At 32.7% G+C, this 23,254-nt stretch carries 22 protein-coding genes; 4 read left to right on the top strand and 18 right to left on the bottom strand.

Going from position 1 to position 23,254, the window contains the following annotated elements; all coding sequences use genetic code 11:
- Positions 1–45: 45 nt before the first annotated feature.
- The 6 genes from rodA to purH form a co-directional block, all read right to left on the bottom strand.
- Positions 46–1,281, bottom strand: a complete 1,236-nt coding sequence (gene rodA / locus EV143_RS08515; RefSeq protein ID WP_133507533.1) for a rod shape-determining protein RodA — start codon at positions 1,279–1,281, stop codon at positions 46–48.
- Between the two features lie 15 nt (positions 1,282–1,296).
- Positions 1,297–3,279, bottom strand: coding sequence for a penicillin-binding protein 2 (mrdA, locus tag EV143_RS08510; protein WP_133507532.1), 1,983 nt, complete (start codon positions 3,277–3,279; stop codon positions 1,297–1,299).
- The gene (locus EV143_RS21770) at positions 3,276–3,782 is read right to left on the bottom strand and encodes a rod shape-determining protein MreD (RefSeq protein WP_133507531.1); all 507 of its coding nucleotides are present in this window, start codon (positions 3,780–3,782) and stop codon (positions 3,276–3,278) included. The genes mrdA and EV143_RS21770 overlap by 4 nt, the downstream gene beginning before the upstream one ends.
- On the bottom strand, positions 3,775–4,605 hold the full coding sequence (gene mreC, locus EV143_RS08500; protein WP_133507530.1) for a rod shape-determining protein MreC: 831 nt from the start codon (positions 4,603–4,605) through the stop codon (positions 3,775–3,777). The genes EV143_RS21770 and mreC overlap by 8 nt, the downstream gene beginning before the upstream one ends.
- A gap of 110 nt (positions 4,606–4,715) precedes the next feature.
- The gene (locus EV143_RS08495; protein WP_007804822.1) at positions 4,716–5,744 is read right to left on the bottom strand and encodes a rod shape-determining protein; all 1,029 of its coding nucleotides are present in this window, start codon (positions 5,742–5,744) and stop codon (positions 4,716–4,718) included.
- 54 nt (positions 5,745–5,798) lie between these two features.
- Positions 5,799–7,325, bottom strand: a complete 1,527-nt coding sequence (gene purH / locus EV143_RS08490) for a bifunctional phosphoribosylaminoimidazolecarboxamide formyltransferase/IMP cyclohydrolase (protein ID WP_133507529.1) — start codon at positions 7,323–7,325, stop codon at positions 5,799–5,801.
- Between the two features lie 164 nt (positions 7,326–7,489).
- On the opposite strand from purH, the gene EV143_RS08485 reads away from it, so the two are divergent.
- Positions 7,490–8,737 (top strand): ABC transporter permease, encoded by a 1,248-nt coding sequence (locus EV143_RS08485; protein ID WP_133507528.1) that lies wholly within the window; start codon positions 7,490–7,492, stop codon positions 8,735–8,737.
- Between the two features lie 93 nt (positions 8,738–8,830).
- Entirely contained in the window at positions 8,831–9,715 is an 885-nt protein-coding gene (locus EV143_RS08480) for a cupin-like domain-containing protein (RefSeq protein WP_133507527.1), read from the top strand.
- On the opposite strand, the gene EV143_RS08475 is transcribed toward EV143_RS08480, so the two are convergent.
- From EV143_RS08475 to tamL, 4 genes are all read right to left on the bottom strand, one after another.
- Positions 9,712–10,386 (bottom strand): hypothetical protein, encoded by a 675-nt coding sequence (locus EV143_RS08475; protein WP_133507526.1) that lies wholly within the window; start codon positions 10,384–10,386, stop codon positions 9,712–9,714. The two genes, EV143_RS08480 and EV143_RS08475, sit on opposite strands and share 4 nt — an antisense overlap.
- Positions 10,387–10,430: 44 nt before the next feature.
- Positions 10,431–11,285 carry an acetyl-CoA carboxylase, carboxyltransferase subunit beta gene (gene accD, locus EV143_RS08470; protein ID WP_133507525.1) on the bottom strand — a complete coding sequence of 285 codons (855 nt, stop codon included), beginning with the start codon at positions 11,283–11,285 and terminating at the stop codon, positions 10,431–10,433.
- Between the two features lie 83 nt (positions 11,286–11,368).
- On the bottom strand, positions 11,369–12,436 hold the full coding sequence (gene fbaA / locus EV143_RS08465; RefSeq protein ID WP_133507524.1) for a class II fructose-bisphosphate aldolase: 1,068 nt from the start codon (positions 12,434–12,436) through the stop codon (positions 11,369–11,371).
- Between the two features lie 59 nt (positions 12,437–12,495).
- Positions 12,496–15,051: a translocation and assembly module lipoprotein TamL gene (gene tamL, locus EV143_RS08460; protein WP_133507523.1), complete on the bottom strand. Its 2,556-nt coding sequence runs from the start codon at positions 15,049–15,051 to the stop codon at positions 12,496–12,498.
- A gap of 37 nt (positions 15,052–15,088) precedes the next feature.
- On the opposite strand from tamL, the gene EV143_RS08455 reads away from it, so the two are divergent.
- Complete coding sequence (locus EV143_RS08455; protein ID WP_133507522.1) at positions 15,089–15,817, top strand: TrmH family RNA methyltransferase; 729 nt, start codon at positions 15,089–15,091, stop codon at positions 15,815–15,817.
- Positions 15,818–15,826: 9 nt separating this feature from the next.
- Here EV143_RS08455 and porT read toward each other — a convergent pair whose 3' ends face one another.
- The 4 genes from porT to EV143_RS08435 form a co-directional block, all read right to left on the bottom strand.
- Positions 15,827–16,546, bottom strand: a complete 720-nt coding sequence (gene porT / locus EV143_RS08450; RefSeq protein ID WP_133507521.1) for a type IX secretion/gliding motility protein PorT/SprT — start codon at positions 16,544–16,546, stop codon at positions 15,827–15,829.
- A gap of 1 nt (position 16,547) precedes the next feature.
- The gene (gene ubiE, locus EV143_RS08445; protein WP_133507520.1) at positions 16,548–17,279 is read right to left on the bottom strand and encodes a bifunctional demethylmenaquinone methyltransferase/2-methoxy-6-polyprenyl-1,4-benzoquinol methylase UbiE; all 732 of its coding nucleotides are present in this window, start codon (positions 17,277–17,279) and stop codon (positions 16,548–16,550) included.
- Positions 17,280–17,861: 582 nt separating this feature from the next.
- Positions 17,862–18,344, bottom strand: coding sequence for a dihydrofolate reductase (locus EV143_RS08440; RefSeq protein ID WP_133507519.1), 483 nt, complete (start codon positions 18,342–18,344; stop codon positions 17,862–17,864).
- Between the two features lie 12 nt (positions 18,345–18,356).
- A complete protein-coding gene (locus EV143_RS08435; RefSeq protein ID WP_133507518.1) occupies positions 18,357–18,704 on the bottom strand; it encodes a 2TM domain-containing protein in 348 nt (115 codons plus the stop codon).
- A gap of 241 nt (positions 18,705–18,945) precedes the next feature.
- On the opposite strand from EV143_RS08435, the gene EV143_RS08430 reads away from it, so the two are divergent.
- Positions 18,946–19,242 carry an isoamylase early set domain-containing protein gene (locus tag EV143_RS08430; protein ID WP_133507517.1) on the top strand — a complete coding sequence of 99 codons (297 nt, stop codon included), beginning with the start codon at positions 18,946–18,948 and terminating at the stop codon, positions 19,240–19,242.
- 41 nt (positions 19,243–19,283) lie between these two features.
- Here the strand turns inward: EV143_RS08430 and EV143_RS08425 are convergent, their stop codons facing one another.
- From EV143_RS08425 to EV143_RS08410, 4 genes are all read right to left on the bottom strand, one after another.
- On the bottom strand, positions 19,284–20,135 hold the full coding sequence (locus tag EV143_RS08425; protein WP_133507516.1) for a thymidylate synthase: 852 nt from the start codon (positions 20,133–20,135) through the stop codon (positions 19,284–19,286).
- Between the two features lie 116 nt (positions 20,136–20,251).
- On the bottom strand, positions 20,252–20,875 hold the full coding sequence (locus EV143_RS08420) for a bifunctional nuclease family protein (protein WP_133507515.1): 624 nt from the start codon (positions 20,873–20,875) through the stop codon (positions 20,252–20,254).
- A gap of 164 nt (positions 20,876–21,039) precedes the next feature.
- The gene (locus tag EV143_RS08415; RefSeq protein ID WP_133507514.1) at positions 21,040–22,008 is read right to left on the bottom strand and encodes an electron transfer flavoprotein subunit alpha/FixB family protein; all 969 of its coding nucleotides are present in this window, start codon (positions 22,006–22,008) and stop codon (positions 21,040–21,042) included.
- Positions 22,009–22,169: 161 nt separating this feature from the next.
- A complete protein-coding gene (locus EV143_RS08410; protein ID WP_133507513.1) occupies positions 22,170–22,916 on the bottom strand; it encodes an electron transfer flavoprotein subunit beta/FixA family protein in 747 nt (248 codons plus the stop codon).
- Between the last annotated feature and the right edge of the window lie 338 nt (positions 22,917–23,254).

Raw genomic sequence — 23,254 nt, 5'->3', positions numbered from 1 at the left:
ATTTGGAATTTATTCTGAGGCTTGAGAAGATTGAAATTTAAACATCTACCATTCATTTACCTTATTCGCATCCATTTTTAAGAAGATAAACAACAAAATTGTGAATCCCCAGAGTCCTGAACCTCCATAAGAGAAGAAGGGCAGAGGAACGCCAATTGTTGGAAAAATTCCAACTACCATTGCAATGTTTACAAAAAAGTGTGTAAATAGAATTCCCGCTACGCAATAACCATAAACCCTGCTGAATTTTGTTTTTTGCCTTTCGGCCAAATAAATTACCCTCAAAAGTAATCCAACAAAAAGAAGTATTACAACGAGTGAACCGGCAAAGCCCCATTCTTCACCAACAGTTGTAAAAATATAATCGGTATGTTGCTCAGGAACAAAACCTCCTTTGGTTTGAGTACCTTCCAGAAAACCTTTTCCTATCCAGCCACCAGATCCAATTGCAATTTCAGATTGATTCGTATTATATCCAATACCTTTCATGTCGACACTCTTTCCTAATAAGATATTGAAACGATCTCGATGGTGTTGCTTGAAAACATTATCAAAAACATAATCTACAGAGAAAACAAAACCAGAAATTAATGCCAAAATTATGGCACTTAAAAGTAAATTTCGATCGACTACCCTGCCTTTAAAATGTATAATAATTAAAACTCCCAGAGCTATTAATATTACCACGTAAGGTTCTAAAATCAGCGTTAATACAAATAATAGTATTGTAAAAAAACCTGTCCAGACATACCATGCAGGCAATCCTTCTCTAAACAGAACCACAATAAAAATACTGTAGATTAATGCACTTCCCGGGTCAGGTTGAGGTAGAATCAATATAACGGGCAAAAAGACAATGGCTAATGCCTGAATTTGTCTGTTTGTTTCTTTTAAATTAATTTGGGTATCACTTAGGTATTTTGCTAATGCTAATGATGTTGCCGCTTTTGCGAATTCAGATGGCTGAATTGTAAAACTCCCAATAGCATACCAACATCTCTGGCCTGCAATTGTTTTTCCGAAAAGAAACAAACCGGCTAAAGATAATAATGCAACTCCAAAAATAATACTCGCGTATTTTTCATAAAATTTACCGTCTACAAATAGAACAACAAAAATTAGAGGAATAGTACATCCTATAAAGATTAATTGTTTCTGATATGTTCCATCAGTTGATAATAATGAAGAAGAATAAATATTTAACCACCCCAGGGTTACTAAGGCAATGTAGATAAAGACACTTATCCAATCAATATTATTTTTTACACTTTGATTTTTCATTTGAAATAATCCTTGTTAGTTCTTTTTAGTAGTGTCTACGGTTGTTTTTTTAACTTCTGTTTTAGGTGTTTCAGTTTTCGATTTTATTGGTACTTTCGGAACAATAATTTTAGCTTTTAAAACAGAATCTTTTGGCGTCGATTCGATAGCACTTGCATCATTCATTCCTCCTAATTTAGCATATTCGCTCACTAAGCTTTTGTTTAAAACATGCACTTCTAAATCGGTTCTTGTAATTTTTTTCCTTAGATATTTCTCGATCATCAAACTCGCAATTGGTCCCGCAACAGTGGCACCAAAACCTCCATTTTCAATCATAATTGCAATAGCAATTTTTGGATTATCTTTTGGAGCAAAAGCAACAAAAATCGAGTGATCTTTTAATTTTGTTCTAACGCCGCCAATTTTTGCATAATTTTCAGCGGTACCGGTTTTTCCGCATATATCAATACCTTCTACTCTAAGAGCATAAGCGGTACCTTTATTATAAACATCGAACAAACCACTAATCACTGGCGGGAAATGTTTTTTGTCAATGGTGGTTTCGTGCTTCGTTGTAAATTTAGCATCTATTTTCTTGCCTTCAATCTTTTTAATGATATGAGGTGTATAATAATAACCCTGATTAGCAACTGTCGCCATCATATTAGCTAGCTGAATTGGAGTCATTAAAACCTCTCCCTGACCAATCGCATTTGACACAATTGTAGTACTTCTCCAGCCGCCGTTAGGATATATTTTTTTGTATGTTTTAGAGGTTGGAATATTTCCTTTTTTACCAGTTGGTAAATCGTATCCCATAAATTGACCTAAACCAAAACTTTTTACGTGATTACTCCATACATCTACTGCTTTCCCCGGATCGCCATATTTGTTAATGGTTAGCATATAAGACTGTGCAAAATAAGTGTTACAAGAGTTATATATACCATTATGTAATTGGTGTGGGCCAAAACCGTGACATTTCATAAAACGACCTCTACCATAACTAAATCCATGGTGACACATAAAGGTAGTTTGTTCATCGATAACACCTTCCTGCAAAGCAACTAAACCAGTTAAAATTTTAAATGGCGAACCTGGAGGATATTCCGCCAGAAGTCCTCTGTCGTATAATGGTTTTGCAATAGAATCGTGATATAAAAGCGTGTAATTTTTCGACCTTTGCCTTCCAACTAAAATTCCTGGATCGTATGATGGAGCAGTTACTAATGCCAAAATTTCACCTGATTTAGGCTCAATTGCAACAATTCCTCCTCTTTTATTAATCATCAATTCCTCCCCATACTTTTGAAGTTCAGCATCAATCGTTAAATTGATATCTTCCCCGGCAACGGCAATAGTATCGTATTTTCCGTCTTTATAAGAACCGATTTCTCTGTTGTATTTATCTTTCTGAATGTATTTTACCCCTTTTATTCCGCGTAAAACTTCTTCGTAGCTTTCTTCAACACCTTGTTTTCCAATTAAATCTCCACTATTATAGTAAGGATTTTTTTCAATTAATTTTTCGGTTACCTGCGTTATAAAACCAAAAATATTGGCTCCATAATCTACTTCATAATCACGAAGCGATCTTTTTTGAAAATAGAAACCTTCATATTTTCTGATTTTTTCCTGAAAAGCAGCAAATTCTGATTTGTTTAACTGTGCTAGAAAAACAGACGGCAATCTGGGGCTATACACTTTAGCTTTTGCAATTCTTTTATGATATTCTTCCGGAGTAATGCTTAGTAAATTGCAGAATTCAGTAACGTTTAGGTCTTTCTTGATTTCTCGCGGAATAACCATGATATCATAAGAAGCCTGATTAGCTACCAATAATTTACCATTTCTGTCGTATATGTATCCTCTTTCAGGGTAGTCGTATGCTTTTTTTATTGCATTATTTTCTGATTTTAATTTGAATGAATCATCAATAATTTGCAAATAAAAGATCCTCATCACTAGCAAAGATGCTGCAATAATAATTAAAGAGGGCAGCAAAACTTTTCTCATCTTCTATTAGGCTTAATAAGATATATTATTATGATTGAAATGATTATCGTAAAGATCGAACTAAATAAAGTTCGTAACAGAACATCCCAGATAAATTTAAACTGAAAAGCTTCAAGTACAAAAAGTATAATGTGATGAAGTAAAACAGACACTAGAATAAATGAAAATCTTTCAGGTGTAAGTGATTCGTTCAATTTAATAGTTTGATATTCGTAACTCAATCCAAAAGAGAATTTAAAAATATAAGGTCGATAATAAGCTAAAATAACACAGGCTGTTGCGTGAATTCCCCCGGAATTGCAAAACATATCCATTGTAAGCCCAAGTAAAAAACTAGAGATAATTAATCCTGATCTGTTACTGTTTACAGGATACAAAATAATGTACAAGATATATGGGAAGGGACTTATGTACCCTAAAAAATTCATATTATTGAAAATAACAACCTGAATTGCCAGCAACATAATGAATCGAAAAATATTTACTAACAAAGCGCTACTCATCTTTTTTCTTGCTTTTGTTTTCTAGATTAATAAGTTCATCTCTGTCCTTACTCTTAATAATATATACATGTCCTAAGTTGGTCATATCGTTAAATAGCTTAACTTTTATAACATAAAAACTAGTATTTTCCTTTTTGTATACAACATCTACCGTTCCAATGTTTATTCCTTCAGGAAAAATTACAGATTGTCCTCCGGTAACGATTGTGTCTCCTTTTTTGATAGAAGCTAATCTAGGTACATCTTCTAACTGTACAAATCCTGTGCTTTTTCCGTCCCAGGTTAATGAACCAAAGTGATTTGATTTTTTGATTTTTGCATTAATCTGAGATTTCATATTCAAAATACTAACCACAGTCGAGTAGTTTTTTGATGTATTGTCAACAACACCAATAATACCTAAACTATTAATTACTCCCATATCCTGTTTAACTCCCTCTTTTGATCCGGAATTTAAAGTGATATAGTTCTCATGTGTGCTATACGAATTATGAATAACTTTTGAAACAATGATATCAGCCGGTTTTACTCCTTTTATACTATCAGCTAACGGTATTTTTGTGGTGTCTTCCTTATTAAACAAAAGACTTTTTAATCTTGCATTTTCAAGTACCAGTTCGTCATTTTGAGTTCTTAAATTCAAATATTCGTTTACACGATTGATTCTTTCATAAACACCTCCGCTTAAAAAATTGGCGGAATTGATTACTCTGCTTCTGTGAAATGAATGAGATTGAATTGTGAGGACCAACGAAATACCTAAAAGCAGCAAAAACAGCAATCGATTACTGTTTCTTATAATGAAATTAAAAATTTGCTGCATTTCTTGTTCGGGTTATTTTGTTTCAGGATATGCTTTTGGTTTCAAAATTTATTAGAGTTGAATGCTTCAATTCAACTCTAATAAAAAAATATAGATTGTTATTTTGAATCTTATTTGATTAAGATACTTTTAAATTTTGCAATATTTTTAAGCGCCATTCCAGTTCCACGAACAACAGCTCTTAAAGGATCTTCAGCGATGTAAACCGGTAAATCAGTTTTTTGCGAAATACGTTTGTCTAAACCTCTTAACATCGATCCACCACCAGCAAGATAAATACCTGTATTGTAAATATCAGCTGCTAATTCAGGAGGAGTTTGAGATAAAGTTTCCATTACAGCATCTTCAATACGCTGAATCGATTTGTCTAATGCTTTAGCAATTTCTCTATAAGAAACATCAACTTGTTTTGGTTTACCAGTAAGTAAATCTCTACCCTGAACTGACATATCTTCCGGAGGACCATCTAAATCTTCGATAGCGGCTCCAATTTGAATTTTTATTTTTTCTGCAGTACTTTCTCCAACAAATAAATTGTGTTGTGTACGCATGTAATAAACGATATCATTTGTGAAAACGTCACCTGCAATTTTTACAGATTTATCACATACAATTCCACCTAATGCAATAACGGCAATTTCAGTAGTACCACCTCCAATATCAACAATCATGTTACCTTTTGGCTGCATAATATCGATACCGATACCAATTGCTGCTGCCATTGGTTCATGGATTAAGTAAACTTCTTTTCCGTTTACTCTTTCACAAGATTCCTTTACAGCTCTCATCTCCACCTCAGTAATACCAGACGGAATACATACTACCATGCGTAATGCCGGAGTAAACATTCTTTTTTTCAATGCCGGAATACTTTTAATGAACATATTGATCATTTTTTCTGAAGCATCAAAATCTGCAATTACACCATCTTTCAATGGCCTTATGGTCTTGATGTTTTCATGTGTCTTACCCTGCATCATGTTAGCTTCCTTACCAACAGCAATGATTTTGCCTGATATTCTATCACGTGCAACGATCGACGGACTATCAATAACAACTTTATCATTATGTATGATTAAAGTGTTTGCGGTACCAAGGTCTATCGCAATATCCTCGGTCATGAAATCAAAAAATCCCATAAGTTTTTTAGGGGTTTAAAATGTTAAAAATTATTTTGAACAAAGTTAAACAAATTAATGTTTAAAATGACGTGTTCCTGTAAATACCATTGCAAGATTATTTTCATTGCAATAATTTATGCTTAATTCATCTTTTATTGATCCTCCTGGCTGAATTACTGCGGTAATTCCTACTTTTTTGGCTAATTCAACACAATCCGGAAATGGGAAAAATGCATCACTTGCCATCGAAGCGCCTGTTAAATCAAATCCAAAAGCTTTAGCTTTATCTACAGCTTGTACCAAAGCATCAACTCTTGATGTCTGGCCAGTACCTGATGAAATTAATGTTCCGTTTTTTGCAAAAACAATCGTATTTGATTTGGTGTTTTTACAAATTTTTGAAGCAAATATTAAATCCTCTATTTCCTGAGCGGTAGGCTCTGTGATAGTAACGGTCTTTAAATGCTCTTTATTATCTGTAATATTGTTTCTGTCCTGAATTAACAAACCATTAAGACATGTTCTTACTTGTCTCGATGGTAATTCAACTTCATTCTGAACTAATATAATTCTATTTTTCTTTTCCTGCAAGACTTCAATTGCATCATCATCATAACTCGGTGCAATTACTACTTCACAAAATAACTTATTGATTTCCTGTGCTGTAGCCAAATCAATTTTTGTGTTTGCAATCAAAACTCCACCAAAGGCAGATGTTGGATCACAAGCCAAAGCAGCTAAATAAGCTTCGCTAATTGTTTTTCTTGAAGCTAAACCACAAGCATTGTTGTGTTTTAAAATTGCAAATGTTGGTCCGTCAGTTTTAAACTCATTAATTAAATTAACGGCTGCATCAACATCTAAAAGATTATTGTATGATAATTCTTTTCCGTGAACTTTTTTGAACATGGCATCAAAATCTCCAAAAAAGAATCCTTTTTGGTGAGGATTTTCTCCATATCGTAAAACCTGGCCACCTGCAATACTCTCTTTGTAAATTGTTTCGTCTGTGTTGAAATAATTAAAAATAGCGCCATCGTAGTGAGAAGAAACATGAAAAGCTTTAGTAGCAAACAATCTTCTGTTTTCAAGAGTTGTTGCGCCATTTTGCTCTGTAATCAAGTCGAGAAGCAAGCTGTATTCGTTAACCGAAGCTACAATTACAGTGTCTTTGAAGTTTTTTGCACCGGCACGAATTAATGAAATTCCGCCAATATCAATTTTCTCAATAATATCTTGTTCGCTGGCACCAGAAGCAACCGTTTTTTCAAACGGATACAAATCAACAATTACCAAATCAATCTGCGGAATATCAAATTCCTTCATTTGCTGAACATCACTTTCATTATCCTGACGATTTAAAATTCCGCCAAAAATTTTCGGGTGTAATGTTTTTACTCTTCCACCAAGAATTTCAGGAAAAGAAGTAATATCTTCAACAGGAACCACAGGAATTCCAAGATTTTTTATAAAATCTTCAGTTCCTCCGGTTGAGTAAAGTGTAACATTTTGTTCGTGTAATTTTCTAACGATTGGCTCTAGTCCATCTTTCGAAAAAACTGATATTAATGCTGATTGTATTGTTTTAGTTGTGCTCATTGTGTAGTTATGATTTTCAGACTGCAAAAGTAGTTTTTTTAAATATTATTTTAAAGAAATTAGTGTAACATTATAGTAAAAAAATCTACTGATGAGTAAGTTAACTTTTATTAGGTTTTTGATTTTAATTTATTGAATTTTACTTTATTGAAAAATACTATCATATGCTTCTTTATCTCCGATTATTAAAAGAAAGTTTGAGCTTTGCCATAAACGCTTTGCGAAATAATAAGTTACGAACCTTATTATCATTATTGGGCGTTACAATTGGTATTTTTTCAATTATTGCTGTATTGGCCGCTGTTGATTCTTTAGACCGAAAAATTTCTAAAGATCTGAGCAGTTTAGATAAAAATACAATTTATTTAATGAAATATTGCTTCGGGCCATCTGAAATTCCACAATGGAAAAGAGAGCAGTTTCCGAATGTAAAATACGACGAATACATCAACTTAAAAAACTCACTAAACAATACAGAACAAGTAGGGTATCAGCTTTTCGTAAATAGAGAAAGTTTAAAATACGATTCGAAAACCGTTGCCGACGTAAATATGGTTCCGTCTTCTTTTGAAATGGTAGATATCGACGGATTAAGTTTTGATAAAGGAAGATTTTATAATGAATCAGAATCAAATTCAGGAACTCCGGTAATTGTTTTAGGATATGATATTGCCGACGGACTTTTTGGGTCAGGCGATCCTATCGGCAAAAGTATCCGTTTATATGGACAACGCTTTACTGTTATTGGAGTAATGAAAAAGCAAGGAGCAGGTTTTTTTGGAGACAGTAATGATACTTCGGTCTATTTCCCGGCTAATTTTTTACGAAGAATGTACGGTGACAGTGACGCCATGACGCCGGTTATTGTTTTAAAACCGGTAAAAGGTATTGATATGGAAGCATACAAAGCTGAAGTAGCACAAAAATTGCGAGCCATTCGTGGAATGAAAGCAGGAGAGATGGATAACTTTTTTATAAATGTACTTTCTGGTTTTACTGATTTTATCGATGGAATTTTAGGCCAGATGAATGTTGTAGGATGGATTATTAGTGGATTTTCTCTTTTAGTTGGAGGATTTGGAATCGCTAATATTATGTTCGTTTCGGTAAAAGAAAGAACTAATTTAATCGGAATTCAAAAATCTTTAGGAGCAAAAAATCGTTTTATTTTATTCCAGTTTTTGTTTGAAGCCATAATCCTTTCTGTTATTGGCGGAATTATCGGTTTGTTAATGGTTTGGGGAATTGCCCTTATCTTAACAAAAGTCCTTGATTTTGAATTTGTATTAAGTCTGGGAAACATAATTTTAGGAACAACTCTGGCTGCCCTTATCGGATTAATTTCAGGAATTTTGCCTGCGATTTCAGCTGCCAATCTGGATCCGGTCGAAGCTATTCGAACAGGAATGTAGTATATATTGCATTGTAATATTTTACTTTAAATTTTGAAGGCTAGAAATAATTGGATATTTTTGATAAGCCAGACAATTTAAATTAATAGATAAATGAGCTTTATTCTAAAACCTGTCGATGTTGTTGAGTCTATTTCTAGAGAAGATTTTAAAAAGAATTATTTAGATAAAAGAAAGCCTCTAATTATAAAAGGATTAACCAAAGATTGGCCTGCGCGAGAAAAATGGTCTACCGATTATTTCAAGCAAATTGCAGGAGATATTGAGGTAAAACTGGTTGACAATTCTAAAGCAGATCCAAAAAAAATAATCAATGCCTCTATTGCCACTATGAAATTTGGCGATTATCTCGATCTAATAAAAAGAGAGCCAACACAATTGCGTATTTTTTTCTTCAATCTTTTTAAACACAGACCAGAATTGGTCAATGATGTTATAATTCCAAAAGATTTAATGGGCGGTTTTATAGAAAGTATGCCTGCTATGTTTTTTGGAGGATCCAAAGCTATTACCTTTTTACATTATGATATCGATTTGCCACATCTTTTTCACATGCATTTTGGAGGAAAAAAACATATTATATTATTTGATAATAAATGGAAAAAAAGGCTTTACTGCGTTCCAAATACCACTTATGCTTTAGAAGATTACGATGTTACCAATCCGGATTTTGAAAAATTTCCTGCTCTAAAAGGTGTTGAAGGTTATGAGGTTTTTCTGGAACACGGCGACACCTTATTTATGCCAACCGGAATGTGGCATTGGATGCGCTACATTGATGGATCTTTCTCTCTGAGTCTTCGTGCATGGGATTCATCTATAACCCGAAAAATGGCCAGCGTTTGGAGTTTATTCATGCATGGTGCAGTAGACAGTGCTATAAAAATTGTTTTTAGAGAACGTTATGCTAAATGGCGCGAGAAACTAGCTTTTAGAATAGCAGAAAAAGAATTGAAAAATAACAGGCCTAAAAATTAATTTAAGTTTTCTCTTTGGGGTTTTGTTTTATTCTTTTCTTTTACAAATTCTAAATGTTCGGGGAATTTAATTCTTGTTTTGTCCCATTTGATATCGGTGGAATTGTAATATTTATTATTTCTTTTATAATAAATAACGGTATCTTCTTCTTGCGTTGTTCTCCTTATACAAACAAAATCTCGATCTCTTTCAAATTTTTTTAAAGATTTATACAAATCGAAAAAAAATTTAGAATTTATTGTGTCCGATTGTGATGCAATAAAAGTCGCATTTCGAAAATCATTACTATAATTTAATTTTATAAAATCATAGATGTTTTTGTTTGATATTACTATTAAGTCTCTTGATTGTAAATTACTAAAATATGGAATTGTATCTGCATTTGGTGTTCCGCATATAAATCCTATTTCTTTATTTTGGAAATAATAAGCTGTAGAATCGGAGTTGATGATAAATGTATCTGTTCCATAAACAAGCCATCCAGGAATTGGTGGAGGTGACAGAATTGTGTCACCATAAATTACTTTGTGTGTTTTTTGAGAAATTATGTAAGGTGTGTTTTTTTCTATTTCTTGTTTCTTAGAACAATTTAAAAAGAGCAAAATCATGGAAAGCAATAAAATTCTCGTCATAAAGTATAGATTTAAAATAAAGATATAAAAAAATCCCATTAGCCGAAGCGAATGGGATTTTATGTGTTTTTAGAAGTTTAAAACTATCTAATATTGCTATTCTGAATCAAATCAATATATAAGTTGATCTTGTCTTTTAAATCTTTTCTAGGCGTAATAAAATCTAGGAAACCGTGCTCTAAAAGAAACTCAGCAGTTTGAAAACCTTCAGGTAAATCTTTTCCTGTAGTATCACGAACAACACGAGGACCAGCGAAACCAATCAAAGCACCCGGCTCAGAGATATTAATGTCTCCTAACATTGCGTAAGATGCAGTAGTTCCTCCAGTAGTTGGGTCTGTACATAAAGAAATGTATGGTAAGCCAGCTTCTGCAAGTTGCGCTAATTTTACAGATGTTTTTGCTAATTGCATTAACGAATAAGCAGCTTCCATCATACGAGCTCCTCCGGATTTAGAAATCATTACAAAAGGAAGCTTGTTTTTGATCGCATGATCAATACCTCTTGCGATTTTTTCACCTACAACAGCTCCCATAGACCCACCAATAAAGGCGAAATCCATACAGCAAATTACAAGTTCTTTTCCTTTAGATTTTCCAACTCCCGTACGTACAGCGTCTTTAAGATGAGTTTTTTCCATTACATCTTTCAATCGTTCTGCATATTTTTTTGTATCCACAAAATGCAAAGGATCTTTTGATGTCATGTTTTTATCTAACTCAACAAATTCGTTGTTGTCGAATAAAATTTCAAAATAGGTTGCGCTTCCAATTCGAACGTGAAAATCATCTTCAGGACTAACAAATAAGTTTCTGGCTAATTCGTCAGCGTCAATAATTTTTCCAGTAGGAGATTTGTACCACAATCCTTTCGGAACGTCCATTTTATCTTCTGTAGCGGTCGTAATCCCTTTTTCCTGTCTTTTAAACCAAGCCATTTTTTTAGATTTTAGATTTTAGACTGTAGACTTCAGATTTTAGACTTCAAGGAATCTAAAATCTGAAATCAGTAATCTAAAATTTATAGTGTGTTTACGTTATTCAAGTCTGCAAAAGCTTGCTCAAGTCTTGTATTGAATGTCACTTCGCTTTCACGTACCCATTTTCTTGGGTCATAATATTTTTTGTTAGGAACTTCGGCACCTTCTGGGTTACCAATTTGTGTTTTTAAATAGTCAATGTTTTTAACCATATAATCACGAATTCCTTCAGTATATGCAAATTGTAAATCTGTATCAATATTCATTTTGATAACTCCGTAGCTAATTCCTTCTCTGATTTCTTCAAGTGTAGAACCTGAACCTCCGTGGAAAACGAAATCTACCGGGTTTGGACCAGTTTTGAATTTGTTTTGAACGAAATCCTGAGAATTTTTTAAGATTTTTGGAGTCAATTTTACGTTTCCTGGTTTGTAAACACCGTGAACGTTTCCAAATGCAGCAGCGATAGTAAATTTAGGGCTTATTTTAGATAATTCTTCGTAAGCATAAGCTACTTCTTCTGGCTGTGTATATAATTTTGAGCTATCAACATCAGAGTTATCAACACCATCTTCTTCACCACCTGTAATACCAAGCTCGATTTCTAATGTCATACCCATTTTACTCATTCTCGCTAAATACTCTTTACAGATCTCGATGTTTTCTTCGATTGGCTCCTCAGACAAATCGATCATATGAGAACTGAATAATGGTTTTCCTGTTTCTGCAAAATGTTTTTCAGATGCATCTAACAAACCATCAATCCAAGGCAATAATTTTTTTGCACAGTGGTCAGTATGCAAAATTACAGTTGCACCATAAGCTTCTGCTAAAGTGTGAATATGTTTTGCTCCTGCGATTCCACCAGCGATTGCTGATTTTTCATTAGCGTTAGATAATCCTTTTCCAGCGTTAAATTGTGCTCCTCCGTTTGAAAATTGAATAATAACTGGCGCGTTTAGTTTTGCTGCAGTTTCAAGTACTCCATTGATTGTGCTTGAACCAGTAACGTTTACGGCTGGTAAAGCAAAACCTTTTTCTTTCGCATAATTAAAAATCTCCTGAACTTGATCTCCTGTAGCTACTCCGGGTTTAATGTTGTGTGCCATTGTAATTTTTTTATAGTTGTTTTTAGTTTTTAGGTTGCAAAAATAAGAATTAATTAGCATTAGAACGGATAATTTATTCCAAAATTTAAAACCGAGTGACCAAAATTGTATTCTTTAAACCATCTATCTCCCTCCTCATGTGCCGGATTATATGTCTTGAAGCCCAAATCTAATCGAATTACAAAAAAGCTTAAATCGTATCGTAAACCAAATCCGGAACCCAAAGCAATTTCAGCTAAATCGTTTACGTTGTCAAATTTTGCTTTCGTGTCAATCACATTATCGAGCACATTCCATATATTTCCGGCATCTGCAAAGATAGCTCCTTTAACATCGCCAAAAATTTTAAATCGAAATTCTGCACTCAATGCAATCTTCATATTGGCCTCATTAAAATCGTTCATCGCATCGGTACTTCCGGGACCTAATGAATAAGGCTGCCAAGCACGGTTATCATTTGAACCTCCAGAATAATAACTTCGTGAAAACGGAATATAATCTGAATTTCCAAAAGGAATAGCGATTCCAAAAAAGCTTCTAAAAGCTAAAACTTTTTCTTTGCCAAAATCCCAATGTTTGATATAATCGAATTCTGTTTTTATATATTCAGAATATTCTAAGCTGAATATTTCATAATTGCCTTTTGTGTTTTTAGGCAGATTTGCGACATTTGAAATGGCTGATAATAAAGTTCCTGCAGATTCTATTTTTGTTTTAAATTGATAAAAAGTATTATCGGCAAGATCTTTTTTTGTTGTTGTCGTAAAAGTATAACTAGTTGCTAAAATAAAGTCATTTTCTGTTAATCGAACTCTTCGTTCCTCGATGCTTTCAACATCTCTGTATTCCGGATTCCCTGGAGTTAATACAGTGTTTCCGTTTAATACATCATTAGTAAAACCCGTTGTTCCTTCAGAAATGATCAAATTTCCATTTGAATCAATATTGGTTGGAGTAGTATTATAAGTTCCTGCAATATTATTTAATTCATTGTATGAAGAACTATAAACTCTAAAATAATTGTTAGGATTTAAGTTGCGTACAAATTGCGCATTCAATAAATCAAGTTTTACAGTATTACGACGTTTTGGAGACCAATTATAAGAAATTCCACCCGTAAAATTTTCTTTATCTAAACCAATATTTCGTTGCTTAGAGAAACCTGCAGCAATACTGGTAGAAGGAATCATTCTTTTTGGAATAATTTTTTCAGTTCCAAAAGGCATTAAAATTCTCGGGAAATTAAGTTTTGTATCAACTCCATATTCCGAAACATTAAAGAAATTATCATTAGGATTGGCCATATCTTTTGAAGAACCAATATTCATACGTGCTGAAATTTCTAACGTTTCAGCTCTGTTAAAAACATTTCGAATTGTTTCAGAAACGCTGGCTCCAATTCCAAAATCCTGAATGTTCGAATGCGTTAAATCTAAAGAAGCACCAAAGCTATATTTTTTCCTTGGCGTTAGATAAACATTAGCGATTAAAGACTCTGCCTTTGAATCTCTTTTATCGACTTCATATTGTATTGAGGGATAATTGAAAATCTTTAAATTATTTAAATATCGTGACGAAAGTGTTGTACGAGTATCTGAAAAAGTACTTCCTTTTGTAATAAAAATGGCGTCAGTAATAGCACGCGGCTTATATTTTAAGGTTTTATAACTGTATAAATTAAAGTTTTTATATGTTGTGCTATCGTTAATTTTTGCTTTTGCATTCGTAGGCGAATAATCAGTATAGATATTTACATCGCTAATTTTATACAATTTAAAAGGTTCTGTACGGCTTGAATCTCTTTCCTGAATATTATTGTTGTTGATAATTAAAGTTACATCAGCTTTGTGTTGTTTACCAATCGTATCAATATTATAATTGATATAAGTTGGTTGAAAAAAGTAAGCACCGTGATTTCTGAAATAAGTGGTAATACGGGCTTTTTCTTCTTCAAAATCAGAAGTTTTAAATTGATTTCCGGATTTTAAAAGAGAAGGCTCATTATTCGTTTTATACAATGAATCCAGAGCCGGAGTTAGAATGTTCGTTTTAATTGAATCTAATTTATAACCAGGCCCGGTGGTAATGTTGTAGTTTACCTGCGCTTTTTTTCTGGCAATACTATCAATAGTATAATCTGTTTTTACATTAAAGTAACCATTATTAAAATAATAGAATTTTAAACGCACTAAAGATTTTTGTGTCTTTACAGTATCAACAATTACAGGAGGTTCCCCTGTATTTTTTAAAAACTCATGAATTCCTTTATATAAAAAAGACTGTCCAAGTCGGTCGACCTGTTTTGCAGATAATATTTTAGCCTGACGCTCGTATAAGCCCGGATTATTTTTAAATTTTGCCTGATAAGTAGAATCGGGATTTAAATTCGCTAAATTGTACATATTCAAACGTAATTTGTACCCTAATAGAGTACCATTAGGTTTTTGATACATTTGGTTTGATGCAATTTCGTCGTTTGAAGACTTGCCATTTACAAGAATATTATTTTTAACAAGAAGGTTTTTTCCATCCGGAACTCTTTTTACGGCATCACAAGCAGAAATAAATATTGCTATTAGAATAAATGCTACTATTTTTGTGGAATTCTTTTTCAAGTGTTTTTAAATATTTAATTCAAAAGTACATTATTTTATGGTTAGTAAAAACCAAATAAAGCTTATAACAGGTTTACATCAAAAAAAGCAACGTTTTGCAAATCAACTCTTTTTTGCCGAAGGAGTAAAGGTAATTCAAGAACTGTTGCAATCCAATTTTGAATTAGAACATTTATATTCAACGCAAAATGATTTTGAAACTGTTCATTCCTCAAAACGAACGCTTATTTATGAGCAGGACCTTAAAAAAATAAGTGCTTTAACAACTCCAAATTCCTGTTTGGCGGTTTTTAAAATTCCATCCGAAAATGAAATAATCGACTCCGGCTTAATTTTAGCGTTAGACGATATTCGTGACCCCGGAAATCTGGGAACGATTTTACGCCTTTGCGACTGGTTTGGTATTAAACAAATTATTTGTTCTAACGAAACCGTTGATATTTATAATCCAAAAGTAGTTCAGGCCACTATGGGATCGATCACCAGAGTAAATGTAAATTATGTCGATTTGAAAGCTTTTATCGCTCAAACAGAATTACCGGTGTTTGGAACTTTTATGAACGGAGAAAACATTTATCAATCGAATTTGCCTCAAAGTGGAATCATTATTATGGGTAATGAAGCCAATGGTATTTCGGCAGAGATTGAAAAGATGGTCACAAGCCGACTCACAATTCCAAGGTTTGGAGAGCTACAAAAAACAGAAAGTTTGAATGTAGCTACTGCAACAGCAATTATTCTTAGTGAATTTAAACGAAATAGTTAAGAATTTGTTTTAATGGAAAGTGAAATTTATTAAAATCGCTCTCGATTTCATAGAATCAATATTATCTGTCCATGCACTAGGCCCATTTGCGGGATTATCACGAATTAATTCATCCGTAATACCAAACATTCCTCTGATGGAAGGAGAGAAAATAAAATATTCTGAGAAAATATCGATTCCAAAACCAAGTTCGTAAGCTGCAGTCCACGGTTTTACTCTAAACTTTCCTTCAAAATTATCATCTTTAGATTTTGAGTTCGCGGATAAATTTAGCGTAGTCGACATTCCTCCAACTAAATACGGACGAATGTTTCCTGTTCGAAGAGAGGAGAATTTTAATAATAAAGGAAAATGAATATAAGTACTGCTTACTTCTCTCAAGTAAGAACTTTCGCCTTGCTCAAATAATTCAGGATAATATAAATCACGTTTTGTGTAATATAAACCTGGTTCAAAACGTAAATTAATATATTCCTGCAATCTTAAATCAGCAACAACACCAACATTAAAGCCAGTAGTTTTTTTAACCTGAATATCTTGAGCTATTGGAGTTTTGTAATCAAATTTAAAGTCGAAATTATTAAAGCCTAAATAATAGCCAAAATAAAGGCGTTGTTTTTGCCAGTTTTCGAGATTAATAATAGGATCCTTGCTAAACATGTTTTTAGCAAATTGCGAATATCCGTTTGTCGTTAAGACTAATAAAAGTAAGATTACTGTTTTTTTCATACTATTTTTTAGAAGCAGAATAAATGGTTGCAACTCCAAAAGTTTGAGGCATAGCCACAACATCTATAAACCCAATTTTTCGCAAAATATTGTTTAAAGCTTCTCCATATGGAAAAACAGCAGCAGATTCAGACAAATATCCGTAAGCTGAATTATCTTTAGAGAACAATTTTCCTATAATTGGAAGTATATTTTTGGTATAAAATCTATAACCTTGTTTATACGGCGTTTTGTCCGGAACCGAAGTTTCTAAAATTACAAAAACACCATTTGGCTTTAAAACCCTTAAAATTTCAGAAAACCCCTTTTCTAAATTCTCAAAATTTCGAACACCAAAACCTACCGTTATAGCGTCAAAATAATTATCTTCAAAAGGCATATTTTCAGAATCTCCTAAAACCATTTCAATAACATTGGATAGTTTTCTTTCTTCAATTTTCTTTTTTCCAACTTCAAGCATTCCTGCAGAAATATCTAAACCAATAATTTTTTGAGCATTTGTTTGTGCCATTAAAATAGCCAAATCGCCTGTTCCTGTTGCAATGTCAAGAATAATTTTTGGTTTTGCATCAGAAACTATTTTTAATACTTTTTTACGCCATTTAATGTCAATTCCAAATGAAATTACACGGTTTAAATTATCATAGTTTCCAGAGATAGTATCAAACATTTGGGCAACTTGTTCTTTTTTGCCTAATGCTGAATCTTTATACGGAGTTACTTTTTCGCTCATTACTTTTAATTTACGCAAATATAATACAATCTGACTTAACTGTAATTGGGTTTTTTAAATTGTAAATCAAATGTTTTAGAAAATATTTTTTTGATCCCGGTTTGTTTTTAAGTTATCACGGAAAACGGGTATTTTAAAAAAATCACGGAAAGTGGGTATTGTAACAGTTGAATTTTTTAATCAATTTTGTCTTGTTAATATTTAAAATTTTAATGATTGATAGCGGCTTTAGGACTCAAATCAAATGAATGCTTTTTTGCGCTGGTATTTCATTTGTTCTTGAAAGTAGTTTTAAAAGTGTTGTAGTGATATTCAATACTATTTTTAAAGTGCAAAATACGTTCTTAGGATTAAATTTGTTTTTGGAAATTTTAATTTTTTTGCCTTTAATACCTTCGTGGTATTTGGTATTAAAGGCTTTTTTTGAGATGTCTCTCAAAAGAATTAATATTATAGCTTTAAGTTCAGTTGTTTATAACGATTGTAGCTTTTAGTTCATGTTACTAAAACTATTTCTTGAATAAGTCCTAAGCTAGAAATCATTTTTACTAAGAACATCCTCTTTTGAGGATGTTTTTTGTTTTATAACTTTATGTAAGTTTCATAAGTATAATCGTAAAGATGTTTTTCGTCTTTAAAGTTTTCTTCAGATTCTACCAGCTGCCATTCATTTTTATTAATTTCCGGAAAAAAAGTATCCGCTTCAAAAGTATGGTGCACTTTCGTGATTTCGATAATATCTGAATAAGGTAAAGCCAAATTGTAAATTTCACCACCGCCAATAATATAAGAATCTTCATCTTCAGGACATACAGCAATAGCTTTTTCAATACTGTCTACTACAATACAGCCTTCGGGATTATAATCAGTCTGGCGCGTTATCACAACGTGAACTCTGTTTGGTAAAGGTTTAGGAAAACTTTCAAAAGTTTTTCTTCCCATTATAATATGATGATTGGTTGTAAGTGATTTAAATCTTTTAAAATCATTTGGTAAATGCCAAACCAATTCATTGTTTTTTCCAAGCGCATTGTTTTCGGCAACAGCCGCTATCATTATAATCATGGTAATCTAAAACTAAATTTTATTATCAGTATCTTCATTTACTTTTGATTCTAATTGACTTATTCTTTTTTGCTGTAAAGCAACAAGTCTGTCAATTTGTTCTCTTTCCCACCTTTTATTCATAAATCTATCTGTAATATAAACTTTTATAAAGTGTAAAATAAAGATAAAGAACCATATTGTTATGGCCCATATGCACCAATTTGGCTCAGTGGCACTAACGCCAAATCCAAAAAATTTATTTGCAATAAATAAGAATAAACTCCCAATAAGAAAAAACACAAAGTGAAAATATAATATTTTTTTTTGTCTTAATCTTCTTCGGGCATATTCGTATTGTTCGTGCACTTCTTTTTCCATAAGATCTAAAATAATGATTTTATAAAGTTAGAATTTATTTTGAAATCATACTATTTTAGAATCACAATATTTGCTTTGGAAAGAGTTTTGAATTTGAAATGTAAAATTTTTAGGCCGTTTAATTATTGATAAAACGAAATTAGTGTTGCCTTTTTGCTATTATCATAAATCGATTACTTTGATATCTAACTGTAGGAATTATTCTGTAATTTTATTGTATAAATCTAAAAATTAAATAGTTATGTCTTTAAAGAAACAATTCATTAAAACTAAGCCAGTTTGTAAAGTTACATTTTCAGTAGAAGCTAAAGATGCAAATTCGGCCGCTGTTGTTGGAGATTTTAACAATTGGAATGCCGAGGAAGGAACCTTAAGTAAATTAAAAAACGGAACTTTTAAAGCGACTTATGACTTGGTTAAAGATGCTATTTATGAATTTAAATATATAATTGACGGAAGTTATGTTAACGATCCTGAGGCAGATTCATACAAATGGAATGATTTTGCAGGAAGTGAAAATAGTGTTTTAGTCGTATAAAAAAATCCGCTAAAAACTTTCAGCGGATTTTTTATGTTTTTTTATACAGCAACACTTCCTTTTATGCCGGCATGCGGTTCATAATCTAAAAGTGTAAAATCGTTATAATCAAAATCGAAAATGTTTTTAATCGCTGGATTTAAAATCATTTTTGGTAATGGTTTTGGTTCACGCGTTAATTGCAATTCTAATTGTTCAAAATGATTGTTGTAAATGTGTGCATCTCCAAAAGTGTGAATAAATTCACCATATTCTAAATCGCAAACCTGAGCAATCATCATTGTTAAAAGTGCGTAAGAAGCAATATTAAAAGGAACTCCCAAAAATATATCAGCACTACGCTGGTACAACTGGCAAGATAATTTTCCTTTTGTTTCGCCTTTTTCAAGATCCGGGCTTGTTACATAAAACTGAAAAAAAGCATGGCAAGGAGGCAATGCAGCTTTATTATTGGCAACGTTTTCTTCAAATGATTTTTTGGTATCCGGTAAAACCGATGGATTCCATGCAGAAACCAGCATTCTCCGGCTATTCGGATTTGTTTTTAGCTCCGTTATCAATTCAGAAATCTGATCAATTTCTTCACTGTTCCAGTTACGCCATTGATGTCCGTAGACCGGGCCTAAATCTCCATTAGAGTCTGCCCAGGCATCCCAAATCTTCACTCCGTTTTCCTTAAGATATTTGATATTGGTGTCGCCTTTTAAAAACCAAAGCAACTCGTAAATAATAGATTTCAGGTGTAATTTTTTGGTCGTAACCATCGGGAAACCTTCACTTAAATCAAAACGCATTTGGTAACCAAAAACACTTTTTGTTCCAGTTCCGGTTCGGTCTCCTTTTTGGTTCCCGTTTTCTAAAACGTGTTTTACTAAATCTAAGTATTGCTTCATGACTGCTTTAAGCTTTAGGCTTTAAGCTTTAGGCTTTTTCCTAAGGCTCATAGCTTGTTTTTAATATTTTTCGCTTTAAGCTTACAGCCTAAAGCTTATGGCTTACAGCCTTAAAATTATCTTTTCGAGATTTCGTCTCTGATTTTTGCTGCTTTTTCATAATCTTCCTGAGAAACGGCCTGATCTAAAAGATCATTCAGTTCTTCTAAACTATGTTTGGCATACACATCTCCGGATTGATTTGTTTCTTCTTCACGGCCAAAAGTTTCCGGGTTCGAAAGTACATCATCAATTTCCTGAGAACCCTGATCTGTTTCGGCAGTGTTTGATTTTAAATAAATACCAGCTTTATCTAAAATATTTTTATAAGTAAAAATTGGAGCATTAAATCGTAATGCCAATGCAATCGCATCAGAAGTTCTGGCGTCGATAATTTCTTCGATTTTATCTCTTTCGCAAATTAAACTTGAATAGAAAACGCCGTCAACAAGTTTGTGAATAATGACTTGTTTAACAACAATATCAAATCGTTCTGCAAAGTTTTTGAACAAATCATGCGTTAACGGGCGAGGAGGTTTTATCTCTTTTTCCAGGGCAATAGCAATTGACTGAGCTTCAAAAGCGCCAATAACGATTGGCAGTTTTCTTTCGCCATCAACTTCATTCAAAATTAAGGCATAAGCGCCATTTTGAGTTTGGCTGTATGATATTCCTTTTATGGATAATTTTACTAGACTCATATATATGGGTAAAAAAGGGCAGTTAATGCCACATTTTAGTACTTTTTTTAATTAAAAAATAAAGGTGCAATTTTAATCAAAAAATATGGAACAAAAAAGCCACCTAAAGCAAAGATACGATTATCTTGTTTTTAGGCAGCTATATTTTTATAGAGATTTCTAAATTAAGAATGTTGTGCTTTGAAAGCTTTTAATTTCTCTGTTAATTTAGGAACAATTTCAAATGCATCTCCAACAATACCGTAATCAGCAACTTTAAAGAAAGGCGCTTCAGCATCACTGTTGATAACTACTTTTACTTTTGATGAGTTGATTCCTGCAATATGCTGAATAGCTCCGGAAATACCAATAGCAATATACAAGTTGGTCGCAACAGGTTTTCCTGTTTGTCCAACGTGCTCGCTGTGAGGTCTCCATCCTAAATCTGAAACTGGTTTAGAACAAGCAGTTGCAGCGCCTAAAACAGCTGCTAAATCTTCAACTAATCCCCAGTTTTCCGGTCCTTTTAAACCACGTCCGCCAGAAACTACAACATCAGCATCAGCGATAGATACTTTTCCTGATACTTTTTCTACAGATTCTACTTTAACACCAAAATCATTGTCTCCAATTGATGGATTAAAATCTTCTACGGTTGCAGATCCTGCACTTTCGAAAATTCCGTAAGAGTTTTTAGCCAAACCAAGAACTTTTACATCTGTACTAATTTCAGTAATATTGAAAGCTTTGTTTGAGAAAGCATTTCTTTTTACCTGAAAAGGAGAAGTGCTTAATGGTAATCCAACAACGTTAGATGCAAAACCAGCATTTAAAGCCACAGCAACCAATGATGAAAGATAAATACTATCTGTTGTAGAAGAAAGCAAAACAACTTTTGTTCCTTCTTTTTCAGCAGCTTGTTTGATAACATCGGCGTAAGCCTTAGCGGTAAAACCTGCTAATTTATCGTTTGTAACTTTTAATACTTTATCAACTCCGTATTTAGATAATTCGCTTACGTCGCTAATGTTTACAGTTACAGCCGTAACTGTTGTTCCTAATGTTTCAGCTACTTTTTTAGCATATGAAGCTAATTCAAAAGCTACTTTTTTAAATTTTCCTTCTGCAGATTCTGCATATATTAATAATGACATAATAATTTTAGATTTTAGATTTTAGATTTCAGATTTTTTTAAAATTGAAATCTAAAATGATTATTGATTTTAGATTTTGAAGTGAATCAAATGTTGGTTTTAGATTTCGTATTGCACAATCTGCAATCTAAAATCTATCCCGAGAATTCGGGACTACAATCTTAAATCACTTTCGCTTCGTTGTGTAATAAATTAATTAACTCATCTAAATTATCAGGAGAAATTAATTTCACTGCTGATTTTGGAGCAGGTTTTTCAAATTTCACTGCTTTTGTATTTACAGGAGCATCAACCGGCTCTAGAATTGTTAAAGCTTTAGTTCTTGCTGTCATGATTCCTCTCATGTTCGGGATACGTAAATCTTTTTCTTCAACAAGACCTTTTTGTCCACCAATAATTAAAGGTAAAGTAGTACTTACCGTTTCTTTTCCACCATCAATTTCACGAACCGCTTTTACATTGTTTCCTTCAACAGTAACACTTGTACAAGAGTTTAAAAAGTTAGAACCTAAAATTCCTGCAATCATTCCAGGAACCATTCCTCCATTATAATCTAAAGACTCTTTTCCTGCAATTACAAGATCGTAACCACCGGTTTTAATTACTTCAGCCAATTGTTTTGCAACGAAAAAACCATCAGTAGGATTAGCATTTACACGAATTGCTTCATTTGCACCAATTGCCAATGCTTTACGCAAAGTTGGCTCAGTATCAGGACCTCCAACATTTACTACAGTTACAGTAGCGCCTTGTTGTTCCTGAAACCAAATAGCACGAGTTAAACCAAACTCATCATTAGGATTAATCACATATTGTACACCATTGGTGTCGAATTCTGAATCACCATTGGAGAAGTTGATTTTTGAAGTAGTATCAGGTACATGACTGATGCAAACTAATATTTTCATAAGTATATATTTTATATTTATAATATTCTTTTACAAATTTAGAAATTAAAATCGGAATAATATACTATGCATGCATAATATTTTTTAAAAACTATTACGTTTTCGAAGATTATGAATTTTTGAAGTCTTTTTATCGTGATTTAAAAGTGAAAATGCAGTCATTTCTATTGATCCTTAAGGAATTTGCAATTTCAGAATAGTCATGTAGGACTTAAAGTTGAGATTATTTACGCTGTGTCTAAAGTTGTTTTATTTTGAAAGACAATTCTACTAAATTTTAGATTTACACAAATAAAGCTGAATTTGTGTAAAATGATTTTTATGTCACAAATCGGGTA

This window comes from Flavobacterium chryseum (assembly GCF_004362015.1).
In the GTDB taxonomy this organism is placed as follows: Bacteria; Bacteroidota; Bacteroidia; order Flavobacteriales; family Flavobacteriaceae; genus Flavobacterium.
The sequence above is the reverse complement of the archived record's forward strand: the minus strand, read 5'-3'. Positions and strand labels throughout refer to the sequence as shown.

Bases quoted from the DNA above. Each gene is read 5' to 3' on its own strand.
- porT (WP_133507521.1), bottom strand. From the start codon at position 16,546: ATGAAAAAAACAGTAATCTTACTTTTATTAGTCTTAACGACAAACGGA.
- EV143_RS08425 (WP_133507516.1), bottom strand. From the start codon at position 20,135: ATGAAGCAATACTTAGATTTAGTAAAACACGTTTTAGAAAACGGGAAC.
- EV143_RS08475 (WP_133507526.1), bottom strand. From the start codon at position 10,386: ATGGGATTTTTTTATATCTTTATTTTAAATCTATACTTTATGACGAGA.
- EV143_RS08430 (WP_133507517.1), top strand. From the start codon at position 18,946: ATGTCTTTAAAGAAACAATTCATTAAAACTAAGCCAGTTTGTAAAGTT.
- EV143_RS08485 (WP_133507528.1), top strand. From the start codon at position 7,490: ATGCTTCTTTATCTCCGATTATTAAAAGAAAGTTTGAGCTTTGCCATA.
- accD (WP_133507525.1), bottom strand. From the start codon at position 11,285: ATGGCTTGGTTTAAAAGACAGGAAAAAGGGATTACGACCGCTACAGAA.
- rodA (WP_133507533.1), bottom strand. From the start codon at position 1,281: ATGAAAAATCAAAGTGTAAAAAATAATATTGATTGGATAAGTGTCTTT.
- mrdA (WP_133507532.1), bottom strand. From the start codon at position 3,279: ATGAGAAAAGTTTTGCTGCCCTCTTTAATTATTATTGCAGCATCTTTG.
- mreC (WP_133507530.1), bottom strand. From the start codon at position 4,605: ATGCAGCAAATTTTTAATTTCATTATAAGAAACAGTAATCGATTGCTG.
- EV143_RS21770 (WP_133507531.1), bottom strand. From the start codon at position 3,782: ATGAGTAGCGCTTTGTTAGTAAATATTTTTCGATTCATTATGTTGCTG.
- purH (WP_133507529.1), bottom strand. From the start codon at position 7,325: ATGAGCACAACTAAAACAATACAATCAGCATTAATATCAGTTTTTTCG.
- EV143_RS08440 (WP_133507519.1), bottom strand. From the start codon at position 18,344: ATGATTATAATGATAGCGGCTGTTGCCGAAAACAATGCGCTTGGAAAA.
- fbaA (WP_133507524.1), bottom strand. From the start codon at position 12,436: ATGGCACACAACATTAAACCCGGAGTAGCTACAGGAGATCAAGTTCAG.
- EV143_RS08410 (WP_133507513.1), bottom strand. From the start codon at position 22,916: ATGAAAATATTAGTTTGCATCAGTCATGTACCTGATACTACTTCAAAA.
- EV143_RS08420 (WP_133507515.1), bottom strand. From the start codon at position 20,875: ATGAGTCTAGTAAAATTATCCATAAAAGGAATATCATACAGCCAAACT.
- EV143_RS08480 (WP_133507527.1), top strand. From the start codon at position 8,831: ATGAGCTTTATTCTAAAACCTGTCGATGTTGTTGAGTCTATTTCTAGA.
- EV143_RS08455 (WP_133507522.1), top strand. From the start codon at position 15,089: ATGGTTAGTAAAAACCAAATAAAGCTTATAACAGGTTTACATCAAAAA.
- EV143_RS08415 (WP_133507514.1), bottom strand. From the start codon at position 22,008: ATGTCATTATTAATATATGCAGAATCTGCAGAAGGAAAATTTAAAAAA.
- ubiE (WP_133507520.1), bottom strand. From the start codon at position 17,279: ATGAGCGAAAAAGTAACTCCGTATAAAGATTCAGCATTAGGCAAAAAA.
- EV143_RS08495 (WP_007804822.1), bottom strand. From the start codon at position 5,744: ATGGGATTTTTTGATTTCATGACCGAGGATATTGCGATAGACCTTGGT.
- EV143_RS08435 (WP_133507518.1), bottom strand. From the start codon at position 18,704: ATGGAAAAAGAAGTGCACGAACAATACGAATATGCCCGAAGAAGATTA.